This is a genomic window from Neisseria sp. HMSC058F07 (assembly GCF_001810035.1).
GTDB lineage: Bacteria > Pseudomonadota > Gammaproteobacteria > Burkholderiales > Neisseriaceae > Neisseria > Neisseria perflava.
Window position 1 is genome coordinate 152,331 of sequence record NZ_KV799706.1, and the last position, 12,618, is coordinate 164,948.

Genomic DNA, 12,618 nt, shown 5'->3' on the forward strand with positions numbered 1-12,618 from the left:
TTTTGCCTGCCAAGAACAATTTGTCCGCATCAGGAGTGATGCCTTCGATAACGAGGTTATCTGCGTTCAATGCTGCAACTTTACCGACAAGCGCGTCGAACCAGTCGTCGCTTTTGCCTTGAGCCAACAGGGTTTCTGTAGTGGAGTCAACGGCTTGGAAAACTTGCGCATTCAATGCCGCTGCAAATGCTTTTGCCGCTGCATCGGCGCTCAGGCCGGTAGATACCGGTGCGATCAGGATTTTTGCCATTTTGTGTCCTCTCTTTCGGTGATTGTAGAAGAGTGTTGCTGTTGTGCAGCTGGTGCTGCATTTTATCACTTTGGGATAACATATACACGGTCATATTGACATATGTCATCAGGCCGTCTGAAAAGTATAAACGCAATGGACCAAATCCATCAATCCCCCATTGCCGCCAAAAGCTCGGCTTGATGCTCGGCAATCAGGGCATTGGTGATTTCTTCCAAATCGCCGTCCATCACAAAATCCAGTTTGTGCAGGGTAAGGTTGATGCGGTGGTCGGTCACGCGGCCTTGCGGGTAGTTGTAGGTGCGGATGCGTTCGCTGCGGTCGCCGCTGCCGATCAGGGATTTGCGTTCGGCGGCTTCTTTGGCTTGGGCTTCGCGTTTTTGCGCGTCGTTTAAGCGGGCGGCGAGGACTTTCATCGCCTGCGCTTTGTTGGCGTGTTGGCTGCGGCCGTCTTGGCATTCGACTACCATGCCTGTCGGTAAGTGGGTAATGCGGACGGCGGAGTCGGTTTTGTTGATGTGCTGACCGCCCGCGCCGGATGCGCGGAAGGTGTCGATGCGCAGGTCGGCGGGGTTCAGTTCAATGTCTTCCAGTTCGTCCGCTTCGGGCATGACGGCAACGGTACAGGCGGAGGTGTGGATGCGGCCTTGGCTTTCGGTAGCAGGGACGCGTTGCACGCGGTGGCCGCCCGATTCAAATTTCAGACGGCTGTACGCGCCTAAGCCGATAATGCGGGCGATGACTTCTTTATAGCCGCCCAATTCGCTTTCGTTGGCGGAAACGATTTCAACCTGCCAGCGATTGCGCTCGGCGTAGCGGCTGTACATACGCAGCAAATCGCCTGCAAACAGAGCAGCTTCGTCGCCGCCGGTACCGGCACGTACCTCGATAAAGATGTTTTTATCGTCGTCGGCATCTTTTGGCAGTAGTAGTTTTTGCAATTCGGTATCGAGTTTGTCGATTTTGGCTTTGGCCGTTTCAATTTCTTCGGCAGCAAAGTCTTTCATTTCAGGGTCGGACAGCATTTCTTCGGCATCTGCCAAGTCGCTTTGCGCCAGCTGATAGTTTTGGAAGACTTCGACGACGGGCGTCAATTCGGCGTGTTCGCGCGTGAGTTTGCGGTAGTTGTCCATATCGGACGTGGCTTCAGGCTGTCCGAGCAAATGTGTGACTTCTTCTAGTCGGTCGCTGAGTTGTTGTAGTTTTTCTAAGATAGACGGCTTCATAAATTTTCCAAAATACGGATGCCGTCGGGTGGTCTGCAACGGCGAAATAAGGCGTTATTATAATGGGTTTGAATGAAAATTCAAAAAGATATGATGGATTGGAAAGGCCGTCTGAAACCTGTTTTTAAGTTTCAGACGGCCTTTTTTATATGGGCTTATTTAGGCGCAGCCAAGATGCCTGTTTGGTTCAGTAGGAATAAAACGGTAAAGCCGGTCAAATAAATCAAACCAATAATGGCGAGGAAGTTCATCCCCATGGTCAGTTTGTGGCGTTTGTCGCCTTTAACGAGGCGGTAGTTCAGCCAAGCGAATACAGGGGCGGCAACGAAGGCGGTAATCATGGCAAATTTGAGCAGTTCCGCCATTGCGCTGTTGAACCAGAAAATCACGGCCAAGCCTGAGCCTGCAACCCAGACGTTCCAAGCAAACAATTCGGCATTGCCGGTTTTGTCTTTGCCGCGCAGCAGGCGTACCGGTTCGGCAATCGCACGTGCGTAGCCGTCCACTACGGTAATGGTGGTGCCGTACATACAGGCGAAGGCGATAAATGCCACCAGCGGACGAGACCAGTCGCCGATGGTCACGGCGTACATATTAATCAGTTGGCCAACATATTTGCCGCCCGCCATTTGCACTTCCTCTCCGTTGCCGTATTGTACATATGCACCCAAGGCGAGGAAAACGACCGCCAAAATCGCGCTGGTGATATAGCCGACGTTGAAGTCGAAAATGCCGTCGCGGTAGCTGGAAGGGTTGATGCGTTGTTTTTCGGTAACCCACAAAGAGTTGATGGCGGAAATTTCAATCGGTGCAGGCATCCAGCCCATCAGTGCGATGAGGAAGCCCAAGCCTGCCAGTGTCCACGGGGTAGGCTCGATAAAGTCGGGTTTCATCTGCATGCCGCGAGACATGGCCACGGCGGCTGCGGCGACGGTGGCAATGGTCAGGCTGACGATGATGATTTTGGAAACGTTGTCCAATGCTTTATAGCGGCCGCTTGCCAAAATCAGCAGGCAGGAAACCATAATCATGACGGACACCATGCCGGCATCGAAAGTCAGCGATGGGATCGCCATTTTGACGATGGCGGCGGTAACGATGGCGACTGCACCGGCATTAATCGTTGCCGATGCAATACACAAAATCAAAAATACCCACAAATAAACGCGGCTTTTTTCGGCATAGCCCTCAATCAGGCTTTTGCCCGTGTCCAGCGTGTAATGTGCGCTGAAGCGGAAAAAAGGGTATTTGAACAGGTTGGTCAGAATGATAATCAGCGCAAGCTGCCAGCCGTAAAGTGCGCCTGCCTGCGTGGAGGCAATCAGGTGCGAGCCGCCGACTGCCGCCGAAGCCATCATGATACCCGGGCCGAGAGCATTGATTTTGCTCTTCCAGGTGGAAGCGTGTGTATGTTGTTCAGCCATAATTAGTTTCCGCCTTTTTCAGACGGCCTTATTATCAAAAAAAGGCATATTTTAACGTAAATAAAAAGTTTGCCCAATAATATGCGTAATACTTTTTATCAATCAAAGGGAAAATACGGTGTTAAAAAGCCGAGATGACGGAGTGAACGATATTTTGTGCCAAAAACATTTTTTCAGACGGCCTTGTATCGCTTTTTATTCATGAATATGGGGTAGGGAGGGCAGAGTGTGTCGGTTTGGAAACGAAATGGCCGGGCAAGGCTTTTTGATGCCTTGAGGTCGGCATATCAAGGGGAAGTATGGAGCAGGGAATCCACGTTTTGCTCGGTTATTTCAGCCAGTTGCGCCAGCGGTATGCCGCGCAGTTCGGCTGCAATTTCGGCGATACGGCGGATGTTGGCTGGTGTATTGGTTTCATGGCCGAGCATAAAAGGGCTGTCGGTTTCAAGAACAAAATCCGTGTCATCTAAGGCTTGTAAGGCGGCACGGACTTTTTTTGCATTGGGATTGAGCAGCAGTGAGCCTATGCCGATTTTGAAGCCGAGTTTCACCAAAATCCGCGCTTCTTCTACGCTGCCGGAGAAAGCGTGAACGATACCGCCTTGTGTGAAACCGGCGGTTTTGACGGCGGCGGCAATGGCGGCGGTGGCTTTCAGATTATGGATGATGACGCGGCGGTTGAGGTTTTGGGCGAGGATGAGTTGGCGGATAAAGACGTCGGTTTGCGTGTCGCGTTGCGCTTGGGTTTGCTCTTTGCCATAAAAATCCAAGCCGATTTCGCCAACCCATGCCTGAGGATGCTGGATTAATTCTTTCTCTAACTCTTGGAATGCCGCTTCGTTGAGGCCGTCTGCAAACCACGGATGAATGCCCAAAGCGATATGGATGTTTTCAGACGGCCTTTCCAACTGCGCAACGGGATGCCAATCTTTGGGGGATGTGGCCGGTACGATAAAACGCGCCACGCCAACGGCTTGCGCTTCGGTAAGCACGGCAGGCAGCATGTCGGCAAGTTTGGGGTCGGCAAGATGGCAGTGGGTGTCGGTGAAAGTCATATTAAATGGCGGTTTACAGCAGATTTAATTGTTGCAATTCTTGTTGCACCTTATCTGCATTCCAGTCATGGGAAATGGCAAGGGTCATCAGCGCAGTGGCAGTTTCGAGATTGCATTTGCCGCCGTTGATGATACCTGTCTGACGCAAAGCATCGCCTTGGGCATAGACGGCGGCGGCGCAACCTTGCGGCACTTGGCTGATGTTGAGCAGCAATTTGCCTTGTTGCGTAAAGGCTTGGACGGCTCGGACAAACGCATCGTTACTCGGCGCATTGCCGTGGCCGTAGCTTTGCAGAATCAGGGCTTGGGCGGAAAGGTGGGGCAGGCCGTCTGAAAGTTCTTGCGCGGCATAACCGGGAATCAGCGTGCGGACGGAAACTTTGGCTTCAGGATTTGGAAGACGCGGTTTGAGGCCGTCTGAATGTTGGGTCGAGGCGGTACGGATATTGTGCCAACCTTTATTTTCCTCCCATTCGGCGAGTGCGCCAAAATGCAGATTGTCAAAACCTGCGGCGGTTTCAGTGCTGACCTTGCTGCTGCCGACGGCGGGGAAGAGCTTGCCGTCAAAGGCAATCGCTACTTGTTTGAGCTTGAGCGAGAAAGCGGAAACGGCGGTGGCCAGGTTACGCGGCGCATCGCTGCTGGCGGCATCGTAAGGCCATTGCGAGCCGGTCAGGATAACGGGTTTGTCCAAGCCTTGCAGCGAGAGGGCGAAGAGGTTGGCAGTGTATGCCATGGTATCCGTGCCGTGCAACACCAAAATGCCGTCATAGTCAGGCAGCTTGGCGATAATAAGCTCCAGCCAGTCGCGTTGATTTTGCAGCGTTACCGCAGAAGAATCGATGAGCGGCTGGCAAACGTGCCATTTGAAATCAAGGCCGTCTGAAAAGGGGGCGAGGGCTTTATCGACGAGTGCGGTATCGGGACGCAGGCCGGCGCTGCTTTGGGTCATGCCGATGGTGCCGCCTGTGTAGAGGACAAAGATTTTTTGTTTCATGGTGTTTCTTTGTTTCATGGTGTTTCTGATGAATGATTGAGGCCGTCTGAAAGAGGGGGAGTGTTTCAGACGGCCTGGAATGATTTATTGATTAGTTTGTTTTTTGGCTTTTGCCGCGCGTTTTTCGTGCAGTTTCTCGCGGAAGAAGGTGTGGCGGCGGTGTTTTCTCCACCAAATCCAGCCGACAATGACTGCGCCGATGCCCAGTACGATAAAGATACCTGATTGCAGGCTGTGCATTTTTTTCATCAGCCAGTCGGTATTGCGTGCGCCGTATTCGCCCAAATAAATCCAAACCGGAACGGAAATCAGTGCGGCCAAACCGTCCATCAGGATGAAGCGCAGGTAGGAAACCTTGCGGCTGATGCCTGCAGTCACGAAAACGGCGGTACGCAGGCCGGGCAGGAAGCGGGCGACAAATAAAACCCAGTTGCCGTATTTGTCGAATTTTTCCTGTACTTGGGCATAGCGTTTGGGCGTCATCACGCGCGCAATCGGTTTGAATTTAAGGATTTTTTGTCCCCAAATCCGGCCGGCCGCAAACATAAAGCCGTCGCCTACCAATACGCCGAGCATGCCGACGGCAAACATAATATGCGAGTTGGTATAACCCAGGCCGGAAATCACACCGCCGGTTACCAGTGTCAAATCTTCAGGAATCGGCACGCCGAAGCCGCAAATAACCAAAACGAAAAACACGGCCGCATAGCCGTATTCAACGAAAAAAGATTCTAAAATTGCAAACATGGCCGCCGTCCCACGATAAATATTGATTGATGACTGGATTAAGTTGGAATTTTACCAAAGATAAGGCCGTCTGAAAGCAATCACAAGCAGATATTGTTTAAATTTGACGGTAGTTTGCAAAAAATATGGAAATTCAGTCGTGGAAAGTTGGGATATGGACGGATTTGGCAGGTACAATAGCCGCTGGTTTATCTTTCAAACCCGAAATGGCAGTCTGTTTTCAGACGGCCTGTTCAGGAAAATGAAATCATGAAATACAGAGATTTGCGAGAATTTATCGCCGGATTGGAAGCTGATGGCAAACTCAAGCGCATTCAGCATCCGGTGTCGCCGCATTTGGAAATGACCGAAATAGCCGACCGCGTGCTGCGCGCCGAAGGGCCTGCGTTGTTGTTTGAGAATCCGATTAAGCCTGACGGTACGCGCTATGATTATCCCGTGTTGGCGAATCTGTTTGGTACGCCTGAACGTGTGGCACTGGGCATGGGTGCGGAGAGTGTGTCCAAGTTGCGCGAAATCGGGCAGACGCTGGCGTATCTGAAAGAACCCGAACCGCCCAAAGGCATTAAAGACGCGTTTTCCAAACTGCCGCTGTTGAAAGACATTTGGAGCATGGCGCCGAACGTGGTGAAAAACGCGCCGTGTCAGGAAATCGTGTGGGAAGGCAAAGACGTTGATTTGTATAAACTTCCGATTCAGCATTGCTGGCCGGAAGACGTTGCGCCACTGGTAACGTGGGGCTTGACCGTCACGCGCGGACCAAACAAAAAACGCCAAAATCTCGGCATTTACCGCCAGCAACTAATCGGCAAAAACAAGCTGATTATGCGCTGGTTGTCGCATCGTGGTGGCGCGTTGGATTATCAGGAATTCCGCAAACTCAATCCCGATACGCCGTATCCCGTCGCCGTCGTGCTCGGCTGTGACCCTGCCACCATTTTGGGCGCGGTAACGCCTGTTCCCGATACTTTGAGCGAATACCAGTTTGCCGGACTGCTGCGTGGTTCGCGGACAGAGCTGGTGAAATGTATCGGCAATGATTTGCAAGTGCCCGCACGCGCTGAAATCGTGCTGGAAGGCGTCATCCATCCGAACGAAACCGCGTTGGAAGGCCCATACGGCGACCACACGGGCTATTACAACGAGCAGGACCATTTCCCCGTGTTCACGGTCGAGCGCATCACCATGCGCGAAAACCCGATTTACCACTCCACCTACACAGGTAAACCGCCCGATGAACCCGCCGTTTTGGGCGTGGCATTGAACGAAGTGTTCGTACCGCTTTTGCAAAAGCAGTTCCCTGAAATCACTGATTTTTACCTGCCGCCCGAAGGCTGCTCCTACCGCATGGCGGTGGTGAGTATGAAAAAACAGTACGCCGGACACGCCAAGCGCGTGATGATGGGCTGCTGGTCGTTCCTGCGCCAATTTATGTACACCAAATTCATCATCGTGGTTGATGACGATGTGAACGTGCGCGACTGGAAAGAAGTCATCTGGGCGGTCACCACGCGCATGGACCCTGTACGCGACACTGTTTTGGTAGAAAATACGCCCATCGATTATCTCGACTTCGCCAGCCCTGTCAGCGGACTCGGCGGCAAAATGGGTTTGGATGCGACCAACAAATGGCCGGGTGAAACCGACCGCGAATGGGGGCGTGTGATCAAAAAAGACCCTGCCGTTACGGCCAAAATCGATCAGATTTGGGAGCGTTTGGGTTTGTAGATGTCGGATTTATTGGAATTTCTACTTCAAATATTGATGGAAATAATTGGGTCTATGTTTGAGGGTACGGTAGAAATATTGAAGCTCGATTGGAGAAAAAGAAAACTCTCCAAAAAAGGCTTGATAATGTTGGCCATATGGTTTGCCATCATTGTTGCACTGATTGTGTATATGGTCATTCCCCAATAAACATCTTATTCTGACAATGTATCTGTTAAAAGGCCGTCTGAAACTTTTTGGGTTTCAGACGGCCTTTAATTTGAAAATTTAGCGTGGTTTGAGCCACTTCCATTGTTCTTGTATGGTTTCTTGCAGGGCTTTTTGTTTTTCTGCAGGTGTGTTCATGCCATTGGTTAAGCGGCTGTAATCGAGGGTAATGGAAGGGTTTTGTACGGTACCGCCGATTTTGAGGGGAATCGGTTTGTTTTTAGGTTGCAGTACGTTGCTTATAAGCAGGTTTTCCGATAGCTTTTGGGTATTTAAATCGGTATAGCCGCTGCTGACAACGTGCAGGCTGTCAGAAAACAGTTCGGTGTTGATATGATGGCTGATGCCTTTCTCGATTTCGCTATTGAGGATGAAATGATGGAAAGGGGTTTTGAGGTTGCTGTTGTCGATTTTTTCCGAAGAGATGCCGTTTTTCAGAATGCTGTCCATATCGATGCCGTGCCATGCACCGTTGGTAATATCGAGAAGCAGGCTGCCGTTTAAGGCTTGTATCATTTGGGCACGGTCATTGCCGGTAGTTTTAATGTCGATAACGGCGTCGCCGCTGCCGCTGAAGCTGTGGAAACCGAACAGGTCTTGCAGCAGCGGCTGAATTTGTATGCCTTTTGCGTTTTGCTGAAGGTGGTAGGAAGCAGGTTGGGTTGCCGCAATACTCAGGCCTCCCTCGGTTTTGCCGCCATAAAGCCCGGCTTTGAAACGGTGTAGGGCTATATGTTCTTTATCGGCGGTGAGCAGGGATTCGATGTTTTCTAATTGCAGACCGGCAGTTTGAATGCTGCCGATTTGGAGGTTGGCCTCAATGTCGGGCAACCAGGATTTGGCCAGCAGGGAAGGAAGATTCAGTGATGGCTGGGTTTTCAGATCTTCCAAGTAAGGGGTCAGATTGAGTTTTTGTAAGGCGATACCGGCGTCAAGGTGCGGGCGCGGCTGGGCATCGCGTTGGTATTTAAAGGCCAAGGCGAGGGCTTGTCTGTCAAATGCGCCTTTCAGACGGCCTTCCCATGTATTGAGGCTGAAATTGGCCTGTCCTTCGAGTGTACTGATGAATCGGGGGCGGGGAAGGCGGTTGATGGTGTCTTGCAGGGTGCTGAGGTGCAGTTTGGGCGCATCAATGCCTTTGCCTTTTTGCCAAACCAATGGGCTGGAAAAGGTAAAGTTGGTTTGGAGTCGGTCGTTTTTATGGCTGCCTTTGAGTTCAAAATTGGCGGCGGTCAAAACGGTTGCGTAGAGGTTGGCTTTGTCCAGTTTGAATGAACCGTCCCATTGGTTGTTTTCACTGCCGGCGGTCAATGCGCCGTTGAGTGTGTTGAGGTGCAAATAGCCGTTTTTAAACTGCAAGAGGGGCGAGCGTGCGTTGATATGCAAGTTTTGATAGCCGCTTTCAGCTTGCAGATTGAAGTCGCGGAAAAGGGCGGTTTGGTTTTGCCAATTAAGGCTGCCTGCGATTTGGGCATCCAGCTTGTTTTTGAGTAATACGGTTTGCAGGTTTAATTTGAGGGCGGGAACGCTCCAGCCGGCATCATCTTGTACAAGATGGCCGGCCCCTTGCCAACTGATGGGGTTGCCTATGTTTTGCAGTGTGCCGCTGATATCGAATGGACGGCCGTCTGAATCGGCTCTGCGCAGGGAAAATTGCAGATCGTTTAAGGCAATATCTTGTTCTTTATTGTGGTAACGGATGCTGCCGTTATTGATGATGATGCGGTTGAGCTGAAAACTTTCTTTTGACGATGGGTCTTGTTGCAGGCAGGCGGGCAGATGGTGTTTTGAGTCCAGTGTCAGTGTCGGGTTTAAAAGAATCCATTTCTCAAGTATGGGCGCATCCGACCATAGGCTGCTCCAACCAAAGCCCATTTCGGACTCAGCGATGTTCAGCGTCGGCGTGTCAGGTTCGGAAGAGGAAAGGCTGAGGTCTTTTAAAATCAGCGTAGGGCGCGGTAGCCATTTTCTGCTGATATTGGCGTTGTATTTGACTTGGCAGCCATGGGCAGAAAAGTTTTTCTGTATGAATGCGTCGATGTTTTCTGTATTGAATATGCGGAACATTAAGGCACTCAATACCGCCGCGAGGCATAAAAGCACGGCAATGCTGAAAACCAGGGATTTCAGCCAAAATTTTCCTGAGTGCAACATGGAATGAACAGACAATTCAGATTCTCGCTTTGATGGGAGCTTTAAGGAGTGATTGGAAGTTTAAGCCTTGCTGCTTAAGCGTGTGGAAGTATAACACAGAGCGTGGGCCTGTGTTTCAGACGGCATCGGTATGTTAATAAAAAACACCGCCCGAAGGCGGTGTTGATTTAAGCATAAATTATTTACGCAGACCCAGGCGGGTAATCAGTGTACGGTAAGTATCAGGCTGAGTACGACGCAGGTAAGACAATAGGCGACGACGTTGGCTAACCATTTTCAACAGGCCGCGACGGCTGTGGTGGTCTTTAGGGTTGGCTTTGAAGTGAGGAGTCAGGTCGTTGATGCGGAAAGTCAACAGAGCGACTTGTACTTCAGAAGAGCCGGTATCGCCTTCTTTGCGTTGGAAATCTTTAACAATTTGTGCTTTTTGTTCTACGGTCAATGCCATGATGGATAACTCCGAAAATAAAAGAACCTTTTCAGGTTCGGACAAGTTTGCCAAGCCAAACGACCTAAGCAAACTCCTAAGTGCCTTTTTAGAAAGACGGGCGGATTATGCCACAATTTGTCTTTGTGCGCCATATCTTTTCAGACGGCCAAAAAAAGCGGCGATACCTTTCAGTACCGCCAAAGCTGCTTTGGTGATAAAAAACTAAACTTTATTTGCTCGCACAGCGGAAGCCCAAGTTATTTAAAACATATTTGGACTGTAGGCTGGTGCGGATGCCGTAGCGTAAGAATGCCGCATAGTTGGACGGGTCGCTTGAGCCTACGGATGCGCCGCTACAGAACATTTGTGTGTTGGACGAGCCGGCAGAGAGTTGGCTGCTGTTGAAGTCTTCAGTCCATTCCCAAATCAGGCCGTGCATATCGTATACGCCCCAGTAGTTGGGTTTGTTTTTACCGATGTCGTGCAGGCCGTTTCGGCCGCCGTCTGCATACCAATCCAAGATGGTACGGTTGTAGCCGGGTTCGGCAGAGCCGTCTTTTTGAGTGGCAGAGGCTAAGCCTGCAAATTCCCATTCGTCAATAGTCGGCAGGCGTTTGCCTTTGGAAACGCAGTAGGCATTGGCGGCAAACCATGAAACATTGGTTACCGGATGTTTGAGTTCGCTGGCCTTAGGCGCATAACTGTTGCTGCCGTTTTTTACCCAATGTTTCAGGTAAGCCTTTTCAGCTTGTTTAGAGCTGATTTTGTCTTTTTGCCATTGTGGATGTGTTTTCAAAAATTCGGCAAATTCGGCATTGGTTACAGGATATTTATCAAGTTGGAAGGGCTTGACTTTAATAAGGGAAGTCTCTTTTTTGAGATAGAGAGGGCGATAGCTGCCTCCTTCGATTTTTACCATTTCGGCTGCAAATGTATTGCCGCAGATTAAGGCACTGCCTAAGAGGAGGAGTCGTATGAGTTTCATGGTACGCCCTTATTATCGTTTGAAAACAGAAAATTTATTTTTGAGATAGCCTAATCATAACAAGGCCGTCTGAAAAATCAATCTGTCTGATTGAAATTGAATAGGAAGATTAATTGTGATGGAAGCCACTGCGACTCTAAGAGCAGAGTAGCAGTGGCTTGGCGTATTAAACCGAGGGATTATTTAGCGGCTTCAGAAGCAGCAGGTGCGGCAGACGCAGCGGCTGGGGCAGAAGCGGCAGCACCGGCAGGTTGGTAAACGGTGTCGCTCAGTTTTTTGGTCATGATTTCAGGGTTTTCGTTACCCTCAACTTTCAATTGACCCAAAGCACCTTTGTTGAACGCACGGAAGATAGAGTGGTCAACTATAGTGTAGCTGCCTGGAATATCGACTTTGAATTCGATCATGGCGGCGCCACCGGCAGGAATCACAGTGCTTTGTACGTTTTCGTTAATCAGTTTACCACCTTCAACATATACTTTGTCGAAGATTTCGCCGATAACGTGGAAAGAAGATACCAAGTTAGGACCACCGTTACCAACGTACATACGAACAGTTTCACCAGCTTTGGCTTTCAGGGCGTTGTCACCGGCGATAGAGCCTACGTGGCCGTTGAATACAACGTATTCAGGTTGTTCGGCAATTGCTTTGTCCATATCGAAAGGTTGCAGGCCTTGAGCGCCTTTTTTACCTTTAGTATAGAAGTCGCCTTGTACGATGTAGAACTCTTTATCTACTTTAGGCAGGCCTTCTTTAGGTTCAACCAAGATCAAACCGTACATACCGTTGGCGATGTGCATACCTACAGGAGCAACGGCACAGTGGTAAATGTACAAACCGGCTTGCAGAGCTTTAAAGCTGAAAGTAGAAGTGTGGCCTGGGGCAGTGAAAGAAGCTTCTGCACCACCGCCTTGACCGGTAGCAGCGTGGAAGTCAACGTTGTGAGGAACAGTAGAAGAAGGATTGTTAGAGAATTCTACTTCTACGGTATCGCCTTCGCGTACACGAATCATTTGGCCCGGAACGTCGCCGTTGAATGTCCAGTAGTGGTATTCAACACCGTCTTCCATAGTCATGGTTTTTTCGACGGTTTCCATTTTAACGCGTACTTTAGCCGGATGATCGCGATCGATTGCAGGTGGAACTTCCGGAGCGTGAGTCATGATGGCATCGACTACAGGCAATTCTGAAGAAGGAGTCTCGGCAGCAGCTTGTGAGTCAGAAGCAGCAGCAGGAGCTTCGGCAGAAGCGGTGGCAGCCGGAGTTTCAGCTGGTTTAGCAGCTTGTTCGCCGCATGCGGCCAGTGCAAATACAGAAGCGATAAGTGCAGCTAAGGTTTGGCGTTTCATGTTTAAAGTTTCCTTATTGTAAGAAAAGTTAAGTATCCTGATAGGATGGTTTGAAATTTTGTATGA

The 12,618-nt window shown here is 50.3% G+C and carries 11 protein-coding genes and 1 pseudogene; 2 read left to right on the forward strand and 10 right to left on the reverse strand.

The window, feature by feature from the left end:
* From HMPREF2696_RS08795 to HMPREF2696_RS08820, 6 genes and pseudogenes are all read right to left on the reverse strand, one after another.
* A pseudogene (locus HMPREF2696_RS08795) lies at positions 1 to 250 on the reverse strand (phosphate acetyltransferase); the annotation flags it as partial.
* Positions 251 to 399: 149 nt separating this feature from the next.
* On the reverse strand, positions 400 to 1,476 hold the full coding sequence (gene prfA / locus HMPREF2696_RS08800) for a peptide chain release factor 1 (RefSeq protein ID WP_049344380.1): 1,077 nt from the start codon (positions 1,474 to 1,476) through the stop codon (positions 400 to 402).
* A 155-nt stretch (positions 1,477 to 1,631) separates the two neighbouring features.
* Entirely contained in the window at positions 1,632 to 2,900 is a 1,269-nt protein-coding gene (locus HMPREF2696_RS08805; RefSeq protein ID WP_070504437.1) for an Nramp family divalent metal transporter, read from the reverse strand.
* Positions 2,901 to 3,187: 287 nt separating this feature from the next.
* Positions 3,188 to 3,955, reverse strand: coding sequence for a TatD family hydrolase (locus HMPREF2696_RS08810; protein WP_070504434.1), 768 nt, complete (start codon positions 3,953 to 3,955; stop codon positions 3,188 to 3,190).
* 13 nt (positions 3,956 to 3,968) lie between these two features.
* Positions 3,969 to 4,952, reverse strand: coding sequence for an asparaginase (locus HMPREF2696_RS08815; RefSeq protein WP_070504526.1), 984 nt, complete (start codon positions 4,950 to 4,952; stop codon positions 3,969 to 3,971).
* Between the two features lie 84 nt (positions 4,953 to 5,036).
* Positions 5,037 to 5,699, reverse strand: coding sequence for a DedA family protein (locus HMPREF2696_RS08820; protein ID WP_004519383.1), 663 nt, complete (start codon positions 5,697 to 5,699; stop codon positions 5,037 to 5,039).
* A 249-nt stretch (positions 5,700 to 5,948) separates the two neighbouring features.
* Between HMPREF2696_RS08820 and ubiD the strand changes: the two genes are divergently transcribed.
* A complete protein-coding gene (gene ubiD, locus HMPREF2696_RS08825) occupies positions 5,949 to 7,427 on the forward strand; it encodes a 4-hydroxy-3-polyprenylbenzoate decarboxylase (protein ID WP_070588329.1) in 1,479 nt (492 codons plus the stop codon).
* 267 nt (positions 7,428 to 7,694) lie between these two features.
* Here ubiD and HMPREF2696_RS08835 read toward each other — a convergent pair whose 3' ends face one another.
* Both HMPREF2696_RS08835 and rpsO read right to left on the reverse strand, forming a co-directional pair.
* Positions 7,695 to 9,788 carry an AsmA family protein gene (locus HMPREF2696_RS08835; RefSeq protein WP_070588331.1) on the reverse strand — a complete coding sequence of 698 codons (2,094 nt, stop codon included), beginning with the start codon at positions 9,786 to 9,788 and terminating at the stop codon, positions 7,695 to 7,697.
* Positions 9,789 to 9,966: 178 nt separating this feature from the next.
* Positions 9,967 to 10,236, reverse strand: coding sequence for a 30S ribosomal protein S15 (rpsO, locus tag HMPREF2696_RS08840; protein WP_003679932.1), 270 nt, complete (start codon positions 10,234 to 10,236; stop codon positions 9,967 to 9,969).
* Between rpsO and HMPREF2696_RS08845 the strand changes: the two genes are divergently transcribed.
* Positions 10,235 to 10,444: a hypothetical protein gene (locus HMPREF2696_RS08845; protein ID WP_039861972.1), complete on the forward strand. Its 210-nt coding sequence runs from the start codon at positions 10,235 to 10,237 to the stop codon at positions 10,442 to 10,444. The genes rpsO and HMPREF2696_RS08845 overlap by 2 nt on opposite strands.
* Before the next feature lie 3 nt (positions 10,445 to 10,447).
* Here the strand turns inward: HMPREF2696_RS08845 and HMPREF2696_RS08850 are convergent, their stop codons facing one another.
* Together HMPREF2696_RS08850 and nirK are read right to left on the reverse strand one after the other, a co-directional pair.
* Complete coding sequence (locus tag HMPREF2696_RS08850; RefSeq protein WP_003745813.1) at positions 10,448 to 11,203, reverse strand: formylglycine-generating enzyme family protein; 756 nt, start codon at positions 11,201 to 11,203, stop codon at positions 10,448 to 10,450.
* 179 nt (positions 11,204 to 11,382) lie between these two features.
* On the reverse strand, positions 11,383 to 12,552 hold the full coding sequence (gene nirK, locus HMPREF2696_RS08855; protein WP_004519389.1) for a copper-containing nitrite reductase: 1,170 nt from the start codon (positions 12,550 to 12,552) through the stop codon (positions 11,383 to 11,385).
* Between the last annotated feature and the right edge of the window lie 66 nt (positions 12,553 to 12,618).

Excerpts from the sequence above, each read along its gene's own strand:
- prfA (WP_049344380.1), bottom strand. The coding sequence starts at position 1,476 with ATGAAGCCGTCTATCTTAGAAAAACTACAACAACTCAGCGACCGACTA.
- HMPREF2696_RS08805 (WP_070504437.1), bottom strand. The coding sequence starts at position 2,900 with ATGGCTGAACAACATACACACGCTTCCACCTGGAAGAGCAAAATCAAT.
- HMPREF2696_RS08810 (WP_070504434.1), bottom strand. The coding sequence starts at position 3,955 with ATGACTTTCACCGACACCCACTGCCATCTTGCCGACCCCAAACTTGCC.
- HMPREF2696_RS08815 (WP_070504526.1), bottom strand. The coding sequence starts at position 4,952 with ATGAAACAAAAAATCTTTGTCCTCTACACAGGCGGCACCATCGGCATG.
- HMPREF2696_RS08820 (WP_004519383.1), bottom strand. The coding sequence starts at position 5,699 with ATGTTTGCAATTTTAGAATCTTTTTTCGTTGAATACGGCTATGCGGCC.
- ubiD (WP_070588329.1), top strand. The coding sequence starts at position 5,949 with ATGAAATACAGAGATTTGCGAGAATTTATCGCCGGATTGGAAGCTGAT.
- HMPREF2696_RS08835 (WP_070588331.1), bottom strand. The coding sequence starts at position 9,788 with ATGTTGCACTCAGGAAAATTTTGGCTGAAATCCCTGGTTTTCAGCATT.
- HMPREF2696_RS08845 (WP_039861972.1), top strand. The coding sequence starts at position 10,235 with ATGATGGATAACTCCGAAAATAAAAGAACCTTTTCAGGTTCGGACAAG.
- rpsO (WP_003679932.1), bottom strand. The coding sequence starts at position 10,236 with ATGGCATTGACCGTAGAACAAAAAGCACAAATTGTTAAAGATTTCCAA.
- HMPREF2696_RS08850 (WP_003745813.1), bottom strand. The coding sequence starts at position 11,203 with ATGAAACTCATACGACTCCTCCTCTTAGGCAGTGCCTTAATCTGCGGC.
- nirK (WP_004519389.1), bottom strand. The coding sequence starts at position 12,552 with ATGAAACGCCAAACCTTAGCTGCACTTATCGCTTCTGTATTTGCACTG.